This is a genomic window from Priestia sp. HNGD-A6, from assembly GCF_045784335.1.
Taxonomy (GTDB): Bacteria; Bacillota; Bacilli; order Bacillales; family Bacillaceae_H; genus Priestia; species Priestia zanthoxyli.
On record NZ_CP138621.1, the window covers coordinates 2,990,411 to 3,011,033 of the forward strand.

Genomic DNA, 20,623 nt, shown 5'->3' on the forward strand with positions numbered 1-20,623 from the left:
AGCTTAAAGGACGTGTCAGAATGTCAAAGTTATTTATGTTTGAAAAACCCCTTGGAATGAGAGATACCCTGCCAGCTCTTTTTGAAAGAAAAAAACAAGTTCGCAGTCAGCTGGCAGATGAAATCAGCAGCTGGGGCTATCAATATATGGCAACACCTACTGTGGAATACTACGAGACGGTAGGAAGCGCATCAGCTATTTTAGATCAACAATTGTTTAAACTTTTAGATAAAGAAGGGCATACGCTTGTGCTGCGACCGGATGTAACAACGCCATTTGCACGTGTGGCCGCTTCAAAACTTTTAAATAATTCTCCTTTGCGCTTAGCTTATGAAGCAAATGTATTCCGAGCTCAGCAGCGTGAGGGTGGCCGCCCGGCGGAGTTTGAACAAATAGGCGTTGAGCTAATTGGAGACGCTACGATGAGCAGCGATGCTGAAGTCATTGCTCTCATGATCGGCGCATTAAAAAGAGCGGGACTTAAATCATTTAAAGTCGCAATTGGCCACATCGGGTTCGTTAATTCGCTTTTTTTAGAGATTGTCGGAAATGAAGAACGTGCTAACGTGCTTCGCCGCTTTTTATATGAGAAAAATTACGTGGGTTATCGTAATCATGTAAAAGATTTGAATCTATCTTCTATCGATAAACAGCGTCTCCTTCAGCTGCTTAACCTGCGTGGAGATGAAAAGAAGATTGAAGAAGCGGTTGAACTCGTTGAAAACGAAGCTGGGCAAAAAGCAGCCGGTGATTTGAAAAAGCTATGGAATATGCTTGATGCGTACGGTGTAACGGATGAAATTAAAATTGATTTTAACTTAGTCAGTCATATGAGCTATTACACAGGTATTTTATTTGAAGTTTTTGCTGAAAACGTTGGTTTCCATATCGGTAATGGAGGACGTTATGACCAGCTTCTTGAAAAATTCGCGTCTAAAACACCAGCTACAGGATTTGGAATTCAGCTCGACCGCTTAATTGAAGCGCTGGGCGAAGAAGTATATGAGCCTTCAGTAGTATACGGCATATTATATAGTCAAGAGCGTTTAGATGAGGCATTAGCTTTAGCTGCTGAACAGCGCAAGCAAGGATACCGGGTAGTGACTCAGGAAATTGCGGGCGTTGATGATGTTGATGTATTTACTGCACAGTTTGAAGAAGTCACGTTTCTAATTGGAAAACGAGGCAAGGGGGGACAATAATGAGTGAACTATTAACAATTGCAATGCCAAAAGGACGTATTTTTGAAGAAGCAGCTGAACTTTTGCGTCAAGCAGACTTTCAATTGCCGCCAGAATTTGACGATTCGCGCAAGCTGATTGTAGATATTCCTGAAGAGAACATGCGCTTTATTTTAGCGAAACCAATGGACGTTACTACTTATGTAGAATACGGAGTAGCGGATCTTGGTATTGCAGGCAAAGACGTAATGTTAGAAGAAGAACGAGATGTCTATGAGCTGTTGGATTTAAATATTAGTAAATGTCATCTGGCCGTTGCCGGCTTGCCTAATGCTAAAAAATCAGAAATTGCTCAAAAAGTGGCAACCAAATATCCAAATGTAGCATCTACTTATTTCAGGGAGCAAGGAGAACAAGTAGAGATTATTAAATTGAATGGTTCGATTGAATTAGCGCCTTTAATCGGCCTTGCTGATCGGATTGTTGATATTGTATCAACAGGACAAACACTAAAAGAGAACGGACTTGTTGAATTGGAGCACATTGAAGATATTACATCGCGTTTGATTGTGAACCCTGTAAGCTATCGTTTAAAAGACGAACGAATTGATGATTTAGTGAATCGTTTAGCCCAAGTGGTTCAACCTGTATAAAAGAGGTGACATACATTGAAAATTACACGTGTAACAGAACAAGTGAGCTTAAAGCGTACGATTGATCAAGGGACGAGTGCCCAAAGAGAAATTGTCGTAAATATTTTAAAGCAAGTGCAAGAGCAAAAAGACGAAGCTTTAAAAAGATATACAGCCCAATTTGACGGCGTTGAGCTTGCTTCTTTGCTTGTGACAGAACAAGAAAAGAAGCGTGCTTATGAGCTGGTTGATGCAGATATGCTGTCAATCATTCGTGAAGCTGCTGACAACATTCGTGATTACCACGAAAGAATGGTCGAGCAGTCTTGGATGACAACAAAAGAAGACGGCACCATTTTAGGGCAGAAAGTAACGCCTTTAGATGCAGTAGGTGTTTATGTACCGGGAGGTCTTGCAGCGTATCCTTCTTCCGTTTTAATGAATGTCATTCCTGCTCAAGTGGCAGGTGTAAAACGTATCGTGATGGTTTCACCACCAGGAAAAGACGGCGCGCTTCCTGCTGGAGTAGTTGTAGCAGCGAGTGAGCTTGGGGTCGAAGAGATTTATAAAGTAGGGGGAGCTCAGGCAGTAGGAGCACTTGCCTATGGAACAGAAACAATTCAACCCGTCGATAAAATTGTAGGGCCTGGTAATATCTTTGTTGCATTGGCGAAGAGAGAAGTATATGGCTTAGTAGACATTGACTCAATTGCTGGACCTAGTGAAATTGTCGTACTAGCAGACGATACGGCTAAGCCGAACGAAGTGGCCGCTGATTTATTGTCTCAAGCAGAACATGACAAATTAGCTTCAAGTATTTTAGTTACGCCTTCTATGAAGTTAGCCGAAGCTGTTAAAGAAGAAGTAGAAAGGCAAGTAGAGTCTTTACCACGTAAAGAAATTGCCAAACCTTCTATTGATAACCATGGCGCTATTTATGTGACCGGGTCATTAGAAGAAGCGGTTGAAGCTGTTAATCAATTAGCCCCTGAGCATTTAGAAATTATGACTGAAAGTCCGCTTGAACTTTTAGGTTCCATTCGTCATGCCGGTGCTATTTTTCTAGGAAGATACAGTTCAGAACCTGTTGGCGATTATTTCGCTGGACCAAACCATGTTCTTCCAACCAATGGGACAGCAAAATTCTCAAGTCCTTTATCAGTTGATTCATTTGTAAAGAAGTCTAGTATTATTTCATACAGCCAACAAGCCCTGCAGAAAAATGTTTCAAAAATCGCAGCGTTTGCTCGTTTAGAAGGGCTAGAAGCTCATGCAAGGGCAGTTGAAGAACGCTTTAAAAAATAAGGCGGAGATTAAAAAAAAGAGTAGAAATGTTCTTTTCTTTACTTATTACATGCACAGTTGAAAGGAGTTTCACAATGAGAGAGTCAAGTATTAAACGTACAACAAACGAAACGGATATTGCATTAGCGATTGGAATCGATGGAGAAGGAAAAGCGAACATTGATACAGGCGTTCCTTTTTTAAATCATATGCTCGATTTATTTACAAAACACGGACAGTTTAACCTTGATGTAAAAGCAGATGGAGACACGGAGATTGATGATCACCATACAACGGAAGATATCGGTATTTGCCTTGGTCAAACGTTCAAAGAAGCGCTCGGTGATAAAAAAGGAATTAAACGCTATGGAAATGCGTTTGTACCAATGGATGACGCGTTAGCCCAAGTCGTAGTAGATTTAAGCAATCGTCCTCATTTTGAATTTAAAGGTGACATTCCCGCTTCGCGCGTCGGTACATTTGATACAGAGCTTGTATATGAATTTTTATGGAAATTTGCATTAGAATCTCGCATGAATGTACATGTAATCGTACACTACGGTAAAAATACGCACCACATTATTGAAGCGGTATTTAAGGCATTAGCACGTGCTTTGGACGAAGCGACAACGATTGATCCGCGTGTCAAAGGTGTGCCTTCGACGAAAGGAATGTTGTAAATGATTGGCATTATTGACTATGGGATGGGAAACTTATACAGCGTAAGTAAAGCTCTTGAACGATTAAACTATGACTATATCATCTCCGCAGATCCTGCAGAACTAAGAAAGGCAAAAGGGTTGATTCTTCCTGGAGTTGGAGCATTCAAAGATGCGATGGAACAGCTGAATCAAACAAAGCTGACGGACTTTATTAAAGAAGAAGTAGAAAAAGGAATGCCTTTGCTTGGAATTTGTTTAGGTATGCAGCTTTTATTTGAAGAAAGCGATGAGAACGGTGTAACAAAAGGGCTGGAACTGTTAAAAGGGAGAGTCGAGCGTATTCCCGGCATTACTGCCGAAGGACAGACATATAAAGTTCCGCATATGGGCTGGAACTCTTTAGATTTTCATCAGCAGTCCGCTCTGCTTGATGGAATCAGTGCAGGTCACGTGTACTTTGTTCACTCTTATTACGTAAAAACAAACGACCAAGACGTGCTTTTAGCAACAAGTCCTTATGATGTTGAAGTTCCAGCAGTTGTTGGAAAAGAACACGTATTTGGCACTCAATTCCACCCTGAAAAAAGCAGTGCAATCGGAATGCAAATGCTTCAAAATTATGCAAACTTCGTAGAGAAAAGGAGCCCATCGTATGAGCAAATTTGAAATATATCCAGCCATTGATATGCGCGGAGGGAAGTGCGTCCGTTTGCTTCAAGGAGATTACACAAAAGAAACGGTGTACGGAGACTCTCCGGTAGATATGGCCACACAATTCGCAAGTGAAGGCGCTCAGTGGATTCACATGGTTGATTTAGACGGCGCAAAAGCGGCTAAGCGCGTGAATGATGAATTTGTGCTAGGCGTGAAAAAGAAATTAAATGTACGTGTGCAAATTGGAGGAGGCATTCGCTCAGAAGCTGACGTTGCTTACTATTTAGAAAACGGAATTGACCGCGTTATTTTAGGAAGTGCAGCTATTTCAAATCCTGAATTTGTGAAAAAAATGTTGAAGGAATATGGTGCGCGTATTGCTATTGGTATTGATGCACGTGATGGCTATGTTGCGACGGAAGGCTGGGTGGAAACATCTACAATCAAAGCGACAGAACTAGGAAAAGAATTGGCTAATGCTGGTGCGGAAACATTTATTTTCACGGATATCTCTACAGATGGTATGCTGTCTGGTCCTAATGTGGAAGGAATTGTTGAAATGGCTAAGGCTACTGGAAAAGGTGTGATTGCATCAGGGGGAGTTAGTAAGCTTGCTGATCTAGATGCACTAAAGAAATATGAAGCTGACGGCGTTATTGGTGCGATTGTAGGGAAAGCACTTTATACAAATAAGTTTACAGTAGCTGAAGCACTTCAAGAGGTGAAAGCGCAATGATTACAAAACGAATCATTCCTTGTTTAGATGTAAAGGACGGCCGTGTGGTAAAAGGAGTTCAGTTTGTGGAACTTCGAGATGCAGGAGATCCTGTAGAGTTGGCGAAATTTTATGATGAAGAAGGCGCAGATGAATTAGTCTTTTTAGATATTTCTGCTTCTCATGAAGGACGCAAAACAATGGTACATGTTGTAGAAGAAGTAGCATCTCAGCTAGCGATTCCTTTTACGGTGGGCGGAGGAATTAATGCATTAGAAGATATGAAGAGAATGCTTCGTGCTGGTGCAGACAAAGTGTCATTAAATACAGCGGCCGTACTCAATCCAGCACTGATTACAGAAGGGTCCGACTTTTTTGGAGCTCAGTGTATTGTGGTAGCAATCGATGCTAAGTACGATGAAAGCTTAAAATCATGGCGAGTCTATACACACGGAGGCCGCAATGCAACGGACTGGGAAGTAATCGACTGGGCAAGAGAAGCAGTGAAGCGCGGTGCGGGTGAGATCTTGTTAACGAGCATGGATAAAGACGGCGAAAAGTCAGGGTTTGATTTAGCGTTAACCAAAGCGGTCAGCCAAGCGGTGAGCGTTCCTGTTATTGCTTCTGGCGGCGCAGGAAATGGTCAAGATTTTGTCGATGCGTTTGAAAAAGGAGAAGCTGACGCGGCTTTGGCGGCTTCGATCTTTCACTATAAAGAAACATCTGTAAAAGAAATTAAAAGCTATGCAAAACAACAAGGAGTGAGCATTCGATGACGATTGAAAACATTAAATTCAACAGTGATGGACTTGTGCCAGCTATTGTACAAGATGCTGTGAGCAAAGAAGTTTTAACATTGGCTTATATGAACGAAGAATCACTTCAAAAATCAATTGATACACGTGAAACATGGTTTTACAGCCGTTCTCGACAAGAGTTATGGCACAAGGGCGCAACCTCTGGGAACACACAAAAAATTGTGAGCATGGCATATGACTGTGATGCTGATTCTCTTGTTGTAAAAGTGGAGCCTCAAGGTCCTGCTTGTCATACGGGGGCTTACAGCTGTTTTAATGAAACAATTCTTGGCGAAAATAAACAAAATGATAATCGGTTTGCTATTATTAATGAGCTAGAAGAAGTGATTGCTAAGCGTGAAGCTGAAATGCCAGAAGGAGCTTATACGACGTACTTATTCGATAAAGGCGTAGATAAAATCCTCAAAAAAGTAGGAGAAGAAGCAGGTGAAGTGATTATTGCAGCAAAAAATCGTGACCATGATGAGCTGAAGTGGGAAGTTGCGGATTTACTGTACCACGTACTTGTTTTACTTCGTGAGCAAAAGCTGCCTTTGGACGATGTCCTATCAGTATTAAAGGAACGTCACTCTAGCTAATAGCTACATAGTGAAAGGAGAGAAGGAGTTGTCTCATTTTAGATAAAAGAGGCAAAACCTTCTCTTATTTGCGTCAAGAAACGACTGCTTGCAGGCTCCTTTTTTGAATAGAGGTATTAAACTTCTTGGCAAATGTGATATACTACGAACGTCGAAATTATCAACTTATTTGGAGGGCTTAATGGAAAAACACTCAAAAGTAATTCAAAAAATGGCACAAGTAATTCCATTTTCGCAAACGGGTGACTTCTATTTCGAAAAAGCGCTGCAGGCGTTTGAAGAAGAGGAGTCAGATAAAGCGCTCAAGTATTTAACGCGTGCAAACAAAGAAAATGCCCGTAATCCACAGCTTCTTACAAACGTTGGAGTAGCTTTAACGGAGCAGGGAGATTATCAAGATGCCAACGAGCTTTTTCTCCATGTGATTCATCATATGGACGATACATTAGGAAGCTGTTACTACTATATAGCCAACAGCTATGCGCATCTTGGACTGTTTGAAGAATCAAAAAAATACGCGATGTATTACATTGAGCATTTTCCAAATGGTGACCTCTTTCGATCGGCTACAGATCTGTTAGATTTACTATCAATTGATGTGGATGAAGAAGATGAAGAGCCTAAAAATCAGCTAGGCGACATGCTGATTATAAAACAAGAACAAGCAAAACGACTGCTTGAAGCAACGAATTTTGAAGAAGCAGTGGATTTGTTAACTGAAATAATTGATGAGTATCCAGAATTCTGGTCTGCATATAATAATTTAGCGTTAGCTTATTTTTATTTAAATAAAATTGATGAGGCAATGGATTTGCTGAATGAAGTATTGGAGAAAAACCCTGGAAATCTTCATGCGTTATGCAATCAGCTGATTTTCTATTATTATTGCCATAAGCATAAAGAAGTTGAGGAGCTTACAGACGGGCTTAGCCGCGTTTATCCGATGTCATTTGAACACCGCTATAAGCTTGGAGCAACATTTGCGTTGATTGGTCAATACAAACTATCATACAGATGGTTAAAAAAGCTTTATACACAAGGTTTTCAAGGAGACAACTCATTTCATTATTGGCTTTCATACGCCTCTTACTATACTGGACATGAAGCCTTCGCTAAAGAAATGTGGAAGCTGGCATTGGAAGACGTTCCTGATAAAGAAGGAGAGGAGCCTTGGCGCATCAGTCAAAAAGCTGCGAAGGTTTTTCAATCGAAAGTGGATGTTACAGCGAAAAAGAAGTGTGCAACAAACAATGTTCACGATCAGCTTTACAGCTTGTATATGGCAAAAAAGCTTCCTGAACAGCAGCGTCTGCTTCTTTTAGAAGAAATCAAATCGTCCATACATATGAGTACACTTTTGGATGAAGTATATACGTATGTATGGCAGGATAAACAACATGTGATTTTTGAGGTGGCAGATGTTATTGAACTGGAGATGGAATCGCAGACTGAAAGTGATACCCAGGATCTTTTAAGCTTTTGGTTTTATGTATATGTACAGGTATATAAACAATCCTATGATTTTCAGCATGTCAACGTAAATGCATGGGCTGCAGCCGTCACATATATATGGGCGAAAGAACAAAACCAGTCTATTACTCAAGCCGATGCGGCAAAACAATATTCCATTTCGGCTGCAACAGTTAGAAAGTACAGTAAAATTGTGAATACGTTATTAAATTGAGCAAAAAAATAGACGATAATAGGAAGAACATATTAGGATAGTGGTAACGAAATAATTATCCATAAATTTGGAATCAACTACGAAGGAATTTCCTAAAAGGAGTGTAAAGAAATGACAGAAGAAAAAATTTATGATGTCATTATTATTGGGGCAGGTCCAGCAGGTATGACTGCTGCTGTATATACATCTCGTGCAGATTTATCAACACTAATGATTGAACGCGGAATTCCAGGCGGTCAAATGGCTAATACGGAAGATGTAGAAAACTATCCAGGTTATGATCATATCCTTGGTCCTGACCTTTCTAACAAAATGTTTGAGCATGCAAAAAAATTCGGTGCGGAATATGCGTACGGTGATATTAAAGAAATCATCGACGGAGAAGAATACAAGACAGTTCGTGCAGGCAGCAAAGAATATAAAACACGTTCAGTAATCGTTGCTACTGGTGCTGAATATAAAAAATTAGGTGCGCCAGGAGAAAAAGAACTAGGCGGCCGCGGCGTATCTTATTGTGCTGTATGTGACGGTGCATTCTTTAAAGGTAAAGAGCTAGTCGTTGTAGGCGGTGGAGACTCTGCGGTTGAGGAAGGCGTATATTTAACACGCTTCGCAACAAAAGTAACAATTATTCACCGACGCGATGAGCTTCGCGCGCAGAAAATCCTACAGCAGCGTGCATTTGACAACGAAAAAGTTGATTTTATTTGGAATACAACAGTCAAAGAAGTAAATGAAAAAGACGGTAAAGTAGGCAGCGTAACGTTAGTAGACACAAAAACAGGTGAAGAGCGCGAGTTTGGTGCGGACGGCGTATTCATTTATGTTGGAATGGTTCCACTAACAAAACCATTCGAAAGCCTAAACATCACGAATAAAGAAGGATATATTGAAACGAACGAGCAAATGGAAACAAAAGTACCAGGTGTGTTCGCAGCTGGAGACGTTCGTGAAAAGGCTCTTCGTCAAATTGTAACAGCTACAGGTGATGGCAGCATTGCTGCTCAAGCGGCTCAGCACTATGTAGAAGAGTTAAAAGAAAAGTTAAAAGCTATTCAGCAATAAGGCTGAAATCAATCGTTTACAAAACGTAATTCGGTTTTAACTGTTCTGTAACACCTGTGAAACATTGATGGGGTACTATATAGATAGTAATTGACCCCCTTTTATAAAATATATGTATGTCGGGCATAGGACGTGTTCCTATGCCTCTTTTTTTTGACTATAACAGATTGAATTTACGTATATAACAGCAAGTGTTTATTTTCAGAAAATTTAGTAATAGTTAGTTCATCTCCGTTGTGAGAGAAGTTTGTTTCGTAGTATAATAAAAGAAAATGTCAGTATACATATGATGAGGTGGAAAACATGCAAAGGGTCACAAATTGTGTATTAATGAAAGACGATAAAGTATTGTTGCTTCAAAAGCCACGAAGAAACTGGTGGGTGGCCCCGGGTGGGAAAATGGAGCAAGGAGAATCTGTAAAAGACTCTGTTGTAAGAGAATTTCGTGAAGAAACAGGAATTTATTTGAAAAATCCCACTGTAAAAGGTATTTTTACATTTACGATGAAAGAAAACGATCAAATTTCATCTGAGTGGATGATGTTTACTTTTTTTGCTACAGATTTTGATGGGACAAATGTGCTAGAATCAGAAGAAGGCAAACTCGGTTGGCATAATTTGAGTGAAGTAAGTGAATTGCCGATGGCCCCGGGAGATCATCACATTATCGATTATGTAGCAAAAGGGTCGGGTGTTATTTATGGCAACTTTACGTATACAACGGATTTCGAGTTATTATCTTATCGAATTGATCCTTGTTAATGATAAATAGACATGTATGCATAGATTGAGGGGGATGAAAAATGAGTACTGGGTCTGTAAGCGATATTCAATTAGTGATTATTACTGGAATGTCAGGTGCAGGAAAAACAGTAGCAATTCAGAGTTTTGAAGATTTAGGGTTCTTTTGTGTAGATAATTTACCCCCTACATTGCTACCGAAATTTTTGGAACTCATGAAAGAGTCAGGGAATAAAATGAATAAAGTTGCTCTTGTTATGGATTTGCGAGGCAGAGAGTTTTTTGAAAGCCTATTTGAAGCATTAGATAACATGAGTGAAACAACGTGGGTCACGCCACAAATTTTATTTTTAGATGCAAAAGATTCTGTACTGGTGACGCGCTACAAAGAAACGAGACGTTCACATCCGCTAGCTCCTTCGGGTTTACCGTTAGAAGGAATTGGTATGGAACGGGAGCTGCTTGAGGAGTTAAAAGGAAGAGCTCAGCTTATTTATGAGACATCAGAGTTAAAGCCAAGAGAGCTTAGAGAAAAGATTTTAACTCAGTTTTCTTCGCACGCTTCACAAGTTTTTACTGTTAATGTGATGTCATTTGGTTTTAAATACGGGGTGCCTATTGACGCTGATTTAGTCTTTGATGTGCGCTTTTTGCCAAACCCTCACTATATTGACCATATGCGTCCTAAAACAGGGCTTGAAGAAGAGGTTTCTTCTTACGTATTAAAATGGACGGAAACTCAAAAGTTCATTGAAAAAGTAGTAGACCTACTTTCGTTTATGCTTCCGCAGTACAAGCGAGAAGGTAAAAGCCAGCTGGTCATCGCTATAGGGTGTACAGGGGGACAGCATCGCTCCGTCACATTAGCTGAATATTTAGGTCACCATTTCCAGAATGAATACAAAACTCATATTTCTCATCGTGACATTGAGAGGAGAAAGGAAAATCATAGATGAGCAGTGAACAGCTTCCAAAAGTTGTCGTCATTGGGGGAGGAACGGGTTTACCAGTGCTGTTAAGAGGGTTGAAGGAATACCCTCTTGATCTTACAGCCATCGTAACCGTAGCAGACGACGGGGGAAGTTCTGGCCGATTGCGCGATGAACTTGAAATCCCTGCTCCTGGTGATATTCGAAATGTGCTAGCTGCTTTATCTGATGTAGAGCCACTAGTTGAAGAGCTTTTTCAACATCGATTTGATACAGGAAATGAGCTTACAGGCCATTCTCTTGGCAATTTGTTGCTTGCAGCTATGACGTCTATTACTGGCGATTTTGTGCATGCTATACGAGAAATGAGCAAAGTACTAAACGTCAGAGGGAAAGTGCTTCCGGCAGCTAATCAAAGTGTTGTGCTGCATGCGGAGATGCAAGATGGATCCATCGTAACAGGTGAATCTAAAATTCCAGAAGTTAATAAAAAGATTAATAAAGTGTTTTTATCGCCTGCCGATGTGAAACCGCTTGTCGAGACAATAAAAGCTATTCGACGCGCTGATTTAATTGTATTGGGGCCGGGAAGTCTTTATACAAGTATTTTGCCGAATTTACTGGTGCAAGATATTTGTAATGAGCTTTGTTCGACAAAAGCAAAGAAAGTGTACGTGTGCAACGTGATGACGCAGCCGGGTGAGACATTGGGTTTTAAGGCAAGTGATCATATTAAAGCGCTTTACAACCATATGCCGTGTGCGTTTTTAGATGCGATTATTGTCAATAATGCACCTATTCCGGCACCTTTAAAAAAGAAATATCAAGTAGAGCAGGCTCAGCCTGTAGAATATGACCGTGAAGTATTGCTAAAATTAGGTTTAGAAGTGATTGAAGATCAAATTATTCAGTATGACGGCAGCGTAATTAGGCATGATACAAAAAAAGTAGCAAAGCTTGTGTATTCTATGCTGACATCGCTGCAAGGTAAAGCGAATACTGGTGTTTAACACTATTTCCGTATGTAGATTGGAGGTGAAGTTATGTCATTTGCATCAGAAACAAAAAAAGAGTTAACGAATTTAGAAGTCAAGGATTGCTGTGCAAAAGCAGAGCTCTCTGCATTAATTCGAATGAATGGTTCACTTTCTTTTTCGAATAAAAAATTCACAGTTGATGTCCAAACTGAAAATGCAGCGATTGCTCGACGCATTTATGTCCTGCTTAAGAAAAATTATGATGTGTCAGTAGAACTGCTTGTACGTAAGAAAATGCGGCTGAAGAAAAACAATGTGTATATTGTTCGATTAGTAGAGAAAACAAGAATGCTTTTGGAAGACTTAAAAATTGTAGAAGAAGGATTCACGTTTACACATCGTATTTCACCAGAGCTAGTACAAAAGAAATGCTGTAAGCGATCCTACTTAAGAGGCGCATTTTTAGCCGGCGGCTCTATTAATAACCCGGAGACATCATCGTACCATCTTGAAATCTTTTCATTGTATGAAGAGCACAACGAAGCTTTATGCAATTTAATGAACGAATTTCAATTGAATAGTAAAACATTAGAACGAAAAAAAGGCTATATTAACTATTTGAAAGAAGCTGAAAAAATTACGGAGTTTCTAAATATCATTGGAGCCCATAACGCTCTTTTACGGTTTGAGGATGTAAGAATTGTCCGAGATATGCGAAATTCCGTTAATCGCTTAGTTAATTGTGAAACAGCTAACTTAAACAAAACAATCGGAGCGGCCATTCGTCAAGTGGAAAACATTCGTTATATTGATGAAACAGCTGGATTAGATATCTTACCAGAAAAGCTAAGAGAAATTGCTCGTTTGCGTGTGGAATATCAAGACGTTACGTTAAAGGAGCTTGGTGAGATGGTATCTGGAGGTCAAATTAGCAAATCAGGCATTAACCATCGATTGCGTAAAATTGACCAAATAGCAGACAAGCTTCGCGCCGGTCAGCCAGTCACATAAGGGGAATTGCAAGGGGGAGGATTTTATCATGGAAAAACAAGTAGAAGTAAAATTAAAAACGGGATTACAAGCTCGTGTTGCGGCACTATTCGTGCAAGAAGCAACTCGTTTTACATCTGATGTGTACTTGAAGAAAGATGAGAAAGTAGTCAACGCTAAAAGTATCATGGGGTTAATGAGCTTAGCGATTAATAACGGTTCTCTTATTACGCTCATTGTTGAAGGGGTAGATGAAAAAGAAGCAATGGATGCGTTAGTCGCTTACGTAGAGAACGATGCATAAAAAAGCCTTTCCCAAAGTGGGAAAGGCTTTTTTCTTATTTAGGGTCGTTTTCTAATACTTTGTCAATTAGACCGTATTCTAAAGCGCGTTCAGCAGTCATGAAATTATCACGATCTGTATCACGTTGTAGCACTTCTAACGGTTGACCTGTACGCTCAGCTAAAATTGAATTTAGTTTTTCACGTAAGAATAGAATACGTTTTGCCGCAATTTCGATTTCAGTAGCTTGTCCTTGAGCACCACCAAGAGGTTGATGAATCATTACTTCGCTGTTTGGAAGAGCAAAACGTTTGCCCTTTTCACCAGCAGCCAGTAAGAAAGCACCCATTGATGCAGCCATACCGATACAAATTGTAGAAACTTTTGGCTTAATGAATTGCATCGTATCATAGATAGCCATTCCAGCTGTAATAGAGCCACCTGGGCTGTTGATATAAAGTGAGATATCTTTTTCTGGGTCTTCAGCAGCTAAGAATAGAAGCTGAGAAACGATCGAGTTAGCTACATTATCATCAATAGCACTACCTAAAATAATAATGCGGTCTTTTAATAAACGTGAATAAATGTCATAAGCACGTTCACCACGGTTTGTTTGTTCAATAACTGTAGGAATTAAGTTCATATTAAATTCCTCCTTAACAAGAATAATTTGTTATGTACCTATAATACACGTATGGTCAATAAAGGTCAAACAAAAGAACCTCTACTACACATATTCGCTTAAAAGACTATGTATTCCTCTTTGACATTATTAAAATTTTTCCCCCTTCTAAAAAAAATAAACGTAGTATTCTATTGAAAAGAGAAGTTTTCTCTCCTATAATGGAAGTTGTGACAAATATGCCCTCGTAGTGTAGTGGATAGCACAAGAGATTCCGGTTCTCTTAGGGTGGGTTCGAATCCTGTCGAGGGCGTCTTAAAACGTTGCGGATTACGCAACGTTTTTTATTTTGAGTAAAAAGGCTCATCTTCTTAAAAAATAATATTTATTTTCCTTCTATAACCCTTTATACGCGTAAGGAAGCAAGAAATTAATTCCATTGTACCGGTTGCGGAATTTGTCAGAATACTATAAAACAGTATATAAGGAAAAGAAACACGGAGGAGGAATAAATATGAAATACATGAACAAACTTTTCATTGTCAGTGCATCGGTAGCCCTATTACTATCTGCATGCGGGACGAACGAAGATTCTGCTCAGCCGAAGTCTAATGATCAAGCAGAAAATGTTCAGCAGGATACAGCTTCTAAATCTGATCAAACATCAGGCGCTGCAAAAGAAGAGTCGAAAAAAGATGCGGATTCTGCTGAGGTCTCAGCCGAACCTTCAGGAAGTCAATCATCGACTAGCGAAACGGCGGAAGGTGGACAGTCAAGGTCTTCTTCAGAAACAAAACTAACAAAAAGCTCAGAACAAGATTATTCTATTCAAGTAATGGACGGCTATAAACTAACGGGTGAAGAACCTGGAAAAGATGCGTTAGTGTTAACTTCAGATGATTCTCAATTTATGCGTATTGAAATGCTTTCATCAGAAGCATCGCTGGATGACGCTGCTCAATCTGTTAAACAAACGGCAACAGCAGTTAATAAAAATGCAGCAGAGAAAAAGAATCTTGAGGAGAATGGAATCTTCAAAGATTCTGTTTGGTATAAAGCCACATCTGGCGATCATACGGTAAACGCCGTGTTGGTTAAAGGAAAGAAACCAATGAAGCTAACCATTTTTACGAAAAATGACGCAGAAAACTTAGACAAGTTTATGCAAATGGCACAAACTATTCAATAAGCAATTCTTCTATATATTATACAAATGCAGAAAATTCGACATGACGAAGAAAACGTCATGTCGAATTAGTACTCGGATCATGTAGTAGGCGCGAATTATAATGAAAAGTTATAAAGGTGTATAGCTCTATTACTTTTTTGATGGTTAGTAACTAAAAATAGGATGAAATGCTTCGTTAACAAAGGTTGACGGAGATTTTTTGATGAAAAAATTACATATAAAAAATAGTTACATGCTCTTTGAAAGCGTTTTTATAGTAAAATAGATGAAGGGGAGGGGAGAAATAATGGAGATTGGATTATTTCAGCAGCAGTCGTTAAAACTGACGATGTCAAAAGAATTATCACAAGCTATTTCTCTTTTACAATATTCATCGATGGATATTGTAGCGTTTTTACATGAGCAGGCGCTTCAAAATCCGCTTATAGATTTTTCAGAGCTGCCCGTCAATACATCTCACAATCAAAAAAATCATGCAACTTCTGATTCAACAGATTATATGAGCAGTATACCAGCTCCTAAAGAAACGCTGTACGAACATTTAATGAATCAATCCGCATTATTAAAATTAGATGAATGTGAGCAGGCAGCCGTTGAGTTTGTTATTCATAGTCTGGATGATGCTGGCTATTTGCACGATGAGTTAATCATACTTGCTAACCAGCTTGGCCAAGATCAAGAGCAGGTTGAAAAGGCTCTTCAACTTGTGCAGCAGATGGACCCGGCAGGAGTAGGGGCGAGAAGTTTGCAGGAATGCTTAATGCTCCAATTAAAAAGAAGTAATCAATGGACAGAAAAAATAGAGCAAATTTTGACACATCACTTTGAGGAATTTGCTTATAAAAAATGGATGAAAATCTCAAAGTTATGTCAAATCTCACTTGAAGCTCTTCAACAATTACATGAACAGATTAAGAAATTAAATCCTCGTCCTGGATCATTTTATATGAAGTCCAATGAACGATTCATTGTACCGGATTTTATTGTGAAAATTGAAGATGGAAATGTCGTTGCTTATGCAAATGAGGATTTGGAACCTCGTCTTTCAGTGAACGAACAATACAAACTTCAGCTGAAAAATAAGCAGAACCAAGAAATGTTTTCTTATTTGCAAGAGAAATATCGTGAATTTCAATGGATTATGAAAAGTTTACACACACGCAAAGACACATTAAACGCATTAATGAATACTTTACTCGTTGAACAAGAAGCATTTTTTAAAAAGGGCCCTTCGTATTTGAAGCCGTTAACGATGAAGGAAGTAGCGGAACAAACCTCTGTGCATGAATCAACGATTAGCCGTGCTACTCGGCACAAATATATTCAAACGCCTTTTGGCACCTTTTCAATGAAATCTTTTTTCTCAACTAGTATTCAACTGGGCAACAACGAAGCGACTTCTACAACTCACGTAAAAGAACTGCTTAAAAAGCTAGTATCAGAAGAAAACAAACAGCGTCCGCTTTCAGATCAGCAGTTGGCTAACGTCTTGCAAAGCAATTATAACGTTACTATTTCAAGAAGAACGGTAGCCAAATATCGAGACCAATTAAACGTTCTACCATCCAGTCAACGAAAACTTTTTGTCATGCAGTAAAGGAGTGGGAATGTGGAAGTCGTACTATATACCAAAAATGGCTGTCATTTATGCGATGATGCAAAGAAGCTGCTTGCAGAGATGCAGTCTCAGTTTCCCTTTCAGCTTATGGAACGAGATATTTACAAAAACGATGAGTGGCTGGAAAAGTATCACCTTGCGATTCCTGTAGTAGAAATGGATGGAGAAGAAGTGGAATATGGAAAAATAACAGGTATTCCATTAAGAAAACGCTTACTTTTAAAAATAGGCAACACATGAGTTGAATAAAGGATTCACTCCTGTTAGAATAGATTTTGTAGCAGGGTGAATTTTTTTTGCGCAAGGTGGGACATAATATGTCTATACGGGACAAAATATGTCCAGCAAGTTTATGCCTTAAGGGGATTTTAACATGCGTTCTTTAATAGAAGTACAACGAAAATTATTACCTGAACTTCTCTCAGTTATGCAAAAGCGCTATCAAATCTTGCAATACATACGTTTAATGCAGCCGATTGGCCGCAGAAACTTAGCTGTAAGCCTTGGGCTAACAGAGCGTGTGTTACGAAGCGAAGTAACATTCTTAAAAGAACAAGATTTGATTGACATTTACCCTAGTGGGATGACGCTTACAAACGAGGGAGAATTACTTCTAGCTGAGTTAGAAGAAGTAATGAAGGAAGTTTCAGGACTTCGATTATTGGAAACAACATTAAAAGAGGCGTTTTCTTTATCAGAAGTTGTTGTTGTATCTGGAGATAGTGATCAGTCTCCTTGGGTCAAAAATGAAATGGGTCGAGCATCTGTTTCGTGTATCAAGGAGCGCCTTGTTGGTGAAAAAAATACCGTTGCTGTTACAGGTGGTACAACGCTTGCCGCCGTTGCCGAAATGATGACACCTGATTCAAAACACCCTGATGTACTTTTTGTACCTGCTCGCGGAGGGCTAGGTGAAAATGTACAAAACCAAGCAAACACGATTTGTGCTAAGATGGCTGAAAAGTCCATGAGTCACTATCGCTTGCTTCATGTTCCAGATCAGCTTAGTGATGAAGCATACCGATCCATTATCGGTGAGCCATCTATTAAAGACATGCTTCATTTAATCAAGTCCGCTGGTATGGTTGTTCACGGAATAGGAGACGCTATGACAATGGCAGAACGCCGTAAAACACCACAAGCTGACTTAGAAAAAGTGAAAAATGGACATGCTGTAGGTGAGGCATTTGGATACTATTTTAATCATCAAGGCGAAGTTGTTCATAAAGTTAAAACAGTTGGCATACAACTCGATGATTTAAAGAACAATAAATGTGTTATTGCTGTTGCAGGAGGTTCATCCAAAGCAAAGGCAATTAAAGCGTTTATGCAACAAGCGCATGATTCGATTCTCATTACAGATGAAGGCGCCGCAAAAGAGTTAGTAAGGGATTTTAATTAATCCCTCATATAAAAAAATACTTTTTACATTCAAGGAGGAAATACCCATGGCAGTAAAAATTGGTATTAACGGATTTGGTCGTATCGGCCGTAATGTATTCCGCGCAGCTTTAAAAAATGATAACGTTGAAGTAGTAGCAATCAACGACTTAACAGATGCTAACATGCTTGCTCACCTTTTAAAATATGATTCTGTACACGGAAAATTAGATGCAGAAGTAGTAGTAGATGGTAGCAACTTAGTAGTAAACGGTAAAACAATCGAAATCTCTGCTGAACGTGACCCAGCTCAATTATCTTGGGGCAAACAAGGCGTAGAAATCGTTGTTGAATCTACTGGATTCTTCACAAAACGCGCTGACGCTGCAAAACACTTAGAAGCAGGAGCTAAAAAAGTAATTATCTCTGCTCCAGCATCTGATGAAGACATCACAATCGTAATGGGTGTTAACGAAGACAAATACGATGCAGCTAACCACAACGTAATTTCAAATGCTTCTTGTACAACTAACTGCTTAGCGCCATTTGCTAAAGTGTTAAACGACAAGTTCGGTCTTAAACGCGGAATGATGACAACAGTTCACTCTTACACAAACGACCAACAAATCTTAGACTTACCACACAAAGATTACCGTCGTGCTCGTGCAGCTGCTGAAAACATCATCCCAACTTCAACTGGTGCTGCTAAAGCTGTATCTCTAGTATTACCTGAATTAAAAGGTAAATTAAACGGTGGAGCTATGCGTGTTCCAACTCCAAACGTTTCTTTAGTAGACTTAGTTGCTGAACTTGACAAAGAAGTAACTGTTGAAGATGTAAACAATGCTCTTAAAGAAGCTGCTGAAGGCGATCTTAAAGGCATCCTTGGTTACAGTGAAGAGCCACTAGTATCTGGTGACTACAACGGTAACATCAACTCTTCTACAATCGATGCATTATCTACAATGGTAATGGAAGGTAACATGGTTAAAGTTATCTCTTGGTACGATAACGAGAGCGGATATTCTAACCGTGTAGTAGACCTTGCTCAATACATCGCTGCTAAAGGACTATAAGAATAACTTAAAATTCGCTTCTATTTGATTCAATAAGACAGAAATCGACTAGACTTTCCTTTTTTATTGGATATCTGAAAATAGAACGACTATAATAAGACTTGCTAAGGAAGAGAGGGGCATACCCCCTCTTCCTTGATTTATGTATTGGCTTCTACATGAAAAAGCGTCATAAACAGCTAACTGGAGTTTCACTTTATATAGAAAGGCGCCAATATATAAAATGAAATGTCCGTTGGTTTGTGGATTGATGATTACATAGAAGCCTACTTGCTTAGTACCATAAATACTTAAGGAGGCCTTTTAACGATGAACAAAAAAACGTTGAAAGACATCGATGTAAAAGGAAAGCGAGTATTTTGTCGCGTAGACTTTAACGTACCAATGAAAGACGGAAAAGTAACAGACGAAACTCGTATTCGTGCAGCTGTTCCTACTATTCAATATTTAGTAGAACAAGGTGCAAAAGTAATTTTAGCTAGCCATCTTGGACGTCCAAAAGGCGAAGTTGTTGAAGAATTACGTCTAAATGCTGTTGCAGAACGTTTACAAGCTCTTCTTGGTAAAGACGTTGCAAAAGCTGACGAAGCTTTTGGTGAAGAAGTAAAGAAAACAATCGACGGCATGAGCGAAGGCGATGTTTTAGTACTTGAAAACGTACGTTTTTACCCAGGCGAAGAGAAAAACGATCCTGAATTAGCAAAAGCGTTTGCTGAATTAGCAGATGTATACGTAAACGATGCATTCGGTGCAGCTCACCGTGCGCATGCTTCAACAGAAGGAATTGCTCAACACATTCCAGCAGTAGCAGGTTTCTTAATGGAAAAAGAGCTTGATGTGCTTTCAAAAGCATTATCGAACCCAGAACGTCCATTTACTGCAATCGTTGGTGGAGCAAAAGTTAAAGACAAAATCGGTGTAATTGACCACTTACTTGATAAAGTAGATAACTTAATCATCGGTGGAGGACTTTCTTACACATTTATTAAGGCACTAGGCCATGAAGTAGGTAAATCACTTCTTGAAGAAGACAAGATTGAACTTGCAAAATCTTTCATGGAAAAAGCTAAGAAAAACGGAGTAAACTTCTACATGCCAGTGGACGTGGTAGTAGCAGATGACTTCTCAAATGATGCTAATATTCAAGTTGTATCAATTGAAAACATTCCAAGCGATTGGGAAGGCTTAGACGCAGGACCGAAAACGCGTGAAATCTATGCTGACGTAATCAAAAACTCTAAGTTAGTTATTTGGAATGGACCAATGGGTGTATTTGAATTAGACGCATTTGCTAATGGAACAAAAGCAGTAGCTGAAGCTTTAGCAGAAGCAACTGACACATATTCAGTAATCGGCGGAGGAGACTCTGCAGCAGCTGTTGAAAAATTCAACCTAGCTGATAAAATGAGCCATATTTCTACAGGTGGCGGTGCGTCACTAGAGTTTATGGAAGGTAAAGAACTTCCAGGCGTAGTTGCACTAAACGATAAGTAAGTTTATGTTTCAGTAAGACGGAGGACCGACCTGACGACTGATAATATAAAT

General features: G+C 39.4%; 22 protein-coding genes and 1 tRNA gene. 22 read left to right on the top strand and 1 reads right to left on the bottom strand.

What is annotated here, in order from left to right; all coding sequences use genetic code 11:
• The first annotated feature begins 20 nt into the window (after positions 1-20).
• From SCI76_RS15140 to SCI76_RS15210, 15 genes are all read left to right on the top strand, one after another.
• Positions 21-1,202: an ATP phosphoribosyltransferase regulatory subunit gene (locus SCI76_RS15140; protein ID WP_028412043.1), complete on the top strand. Its 1,182-nt coding sequence runs from the start codon at positions 21-23 to the stop codon at positions 1,200-1,202.
• The gene (hisG, locus tag SCI76_RS15145; protein WP_013059721.1) at positions 1,202-1,834 is read left to right on the top strand and encodes an ATP phosphoribosyltransferase; all 633 of its coding nucleotides are present in this window, start codon (positions 1,202-1,204) and stop codon (positions 1,832-1,834) included. The genes SCI76_RS15140 and hisG overlap by 1 nt, the downstream gene beginning before the upstream one ends.
• A 15-nt stretch (positions 1,835-1,849) precedes the next feature.
• Complete coding sequence (gene hisD, locus SCI76_RS15150) at positions 1,850-3,118, top strand: histidinol dehydrogenase (protein WP_243495249.1); 1,269 nt, start codon at positions 1,850-1,852, stop codon at positions 3,116-3,118.
• A 74-nt stretch (positions 3,119-3,192) separates the two neighbouring features.
• The gene (gene hisB / locus SCI76_RS15155) at positions 3,193-3,777 is read left to right on the top strand and encodes an imidazoleglycerol-phosphate dehydratase HisB (protein ID WP_013059719.1); all 585 of its coding nucleotides are present in this window, start codon (positions 3,193-3,195) and stop codon (positions 3,775-3,777) included.
• Entirely contained in the window at positions 3,778-4,425 is a 648-nt protein-coding gene (gene hisH / locus SCI76_RS15160; protein WP_034264272.1) for an imidazole glycerol phosphate synthase subunit HisH, read from the top strand. It abuts the gene before it with no gap.
• On the top strand, positions 4,412-5,149 hold the full coding sequence (hisA, locus tag SCI76_RS15165; protein ID WP_048021782.1) for a 1-(5-phosphoribosyl)-5-[(5-phosphoribosylamino)methylideneamino]imidazole-4-carboxamide isomerase: 738 nt from the start codon (positions 4,412-4,414) through the stop codon (positions 5,147-5,149). Before hisH ends, hisA begins: the two co-directional genes overlap by 14 nt.
• A complete protein-coding gene (gene hisF, locus SCI76_RS15170; protein ID WP_048021783.1) occupies positions 5,146-5,904 on the top strand; it encodes an imidazole glycerol phosphate synthase subunit HisF in 759 nt (252 codons plus the stop codon). The genes hisA and hisF overlap by 4 nt, the downstream gene beginning before the upstream one ends.
• Positions 5,901-6,524: a bifunctional phosphoribosyl-AMP cyclohydrolase/phosphoribosyl-ATP diphosphatase HisIE gene (gene hisIE, locus SCI76_RS15175; protein WP_013059715.1), complete on the top strand. Its 624-nt coding sequence runs from the start codon at positions 5,901-5,903 to the stop codon at positions 6,522-6,524. The genes hisF and hisIE overlap by 4 nt, the downstream gene beginning before the upstream one ends.
• A gap of 181 nt (positions 6,525-6,705) precedes the next feature.
• Positions 6,706-8,208 (top strand): lipopolysaccharide assembly protein LapB, encoded by a 1,503-nt coding sequence (locus tag SCI76_RS15180; RefSeq protein WP_033580422.1) that lies wholly within the window; start codon positions 6,706-6,708, stop codon positions 8,206-8,208.
• A gap of 111 nt (positions 8,209-8,319) precedes the next feature.
• A complete protein-coding gene (trxB, locus tag SCI76_RS15185; protein ID WP_013059713.1) occupies positions 8,320-9,273 on the top strand; it encodes a thioredoxin-disulfide reductase in 954 nt (317 codons plus the stop codon).
• Positions 9,274-9,576: 303 nt separating this feature from the next.
• Positions 9,577-10,035 (top strand): 8-oxo-dGTP diphosphatase, encoded by a 459-nt coding sequence (locus SCI76_RS15190; protein ID WP_013059712.1) that lies wholly within the window; start codon positions 9,577-9,579, stop codon positions 10,033-10,035.
• Between the two features lie 41 nt (positions 10,036-10,076).
• Complete coding sequence (gene rapZ, locus SCI76_RS15195) at positions 10,077-10,970, top strand: RNase adapter RapZ (RefSeq protein WP_013059711.1); 894 nt, start codon at positions 10,077-10,079, stop codon at positions 10,968-10,970.
• Complete coding sequence (gene yvcK / locus SCI76_RS15200; protein WP_028412048.1) at positions 10,967-11,953, top strand: YvcK family protein; 987 nt, start codon at positions 10,967-10,969, stop codon at positions 11,951-11,953. Before rapZ ends, yvcK begins: the two co-directional genes overlap by 4 nt.
• A gap of 33 nt (positions 11,954-11,986) precedes the next feature.
• Positions 11,987-12,931 carry a DNA-binding protein WhiA gene (gene whiA / locus SCI76_RS15205; RefSeq protein WP_013085390.1) on the top strand — a complete coding sequence of 315 codons (945 nt, stop codon included), beginning with the start codon at positions 11,987-11,989 and terminating at the stop codon, positions 12,929-12,931.
• Positions 12,932-12,959: 28 nt separating this feature from the next.
• Entirely contained in the window at positions 12,960-13,214 is a 255-nt protein-coding gene (locus SCI76_RS15210) for an HPr family phosphocarrier protein (RefSeq protein WP_013059708.1), read from the top strand.
• 34 nt (positions 13,215-13,248) lie between these two features.
• Here SCI76_RS15210 and clpP read toward each other — a convergent pair whose 3' ends face one another.
• A complete protein-coding gene (gene clpP, locus SCI76_RS15215) occupies positions 13,249-13,836 on the bottom strand; it encodes an ATP-dependent Clp endopeptidase proteolytic subunit ClpP (RefSeq protein WP_013059707.1) in 588 nt (195 codons plus the stop codon).
• Between the two features lie 220 nt (positions 13,837-14,056).
• On the opposite strand from clpP, the gene SCI76_RS15220 reads away from it, so the two are divergent.
• From SCI76_RS15220 to SCI76_RS15250, 7 genes are all read left to right on the top strand, one after another.
• Positions 14,057-14,128: transfer RNA gene (locus SCI76_RS15220), tRNA-Arg, on the top strand.
• 201 nt (positions 14,129-14,329) lie between these two features.
• Complete coding sequence (locus SCI76_RS15225; RefSeq protein WP_255906236.1) at positions 14,330-15,004, top strand: hypothetical protein; 675 nt, start codon at positions 14,330-14,332, stop codon at positions 15,002-15,004.
• Positions 15,005-15,290: 286 nt separating this feature from the next.
• On the top strand, positions 15,291-16,601 hold the full coding sequence (gene rpoN / locus SCI76_RS15230; RefSeq protein WP_048021786.1) for an RNA polymerase factor sigma-54: 1,311 nt from the start codon (positions 15,291-15,293) through the stop codon (positions 16,599-16,601).
• Positions 16,602-16,613: 12 nt separating this feature from the next.
• On the top strand, positions 16,614-16,862 hold the full coding sequence (locus SCI76_RS15235; protein ID WP_028412051.1) for a glutaredoxin family protein: 249 nt from the start codon (positions 16,614-16,616) through the stop codon (positions 16,860-16,862).
• Between the two features lie 133 nt (positions 16,863-16,995).
• A complete protein-coding gene (locus tag SCI76_RS15240; protein WP_014457838.1) occupies positions 16,996-18,024 on the top strand; it encodes a sugar-binding transcriptional regulator in 1,029 nt (342 codons plus the stop codon).
• Between the two features lie 46 nt (positions 18,025-18,070).
• Complete coding sequence (gene gap / locus SCI76_RS15245) at positions 18,071-19,078, top strand: type I glyceraldehyde-3-phosphate dehydrogenase (RefSeq protein WP_013059702.1); 1,008 nt, start codon at positions 18,071-18,073, stop codon at positions 19,076-19,078.
• Between the two features lie 309 nt (positions 19,079-19,387).
• Complete coding sequence (locus SCI76_RS15250) at positions 19,388-20,572, top strand: phosphoglycerate kinase (protein WP_028412053.1); 1,185 nt, start codon at positions 19,388-19,390, stop codon at positions 20,570-20,572.
• Positions 20,573-20,623 lie beyond the last annotated feature (51 nt).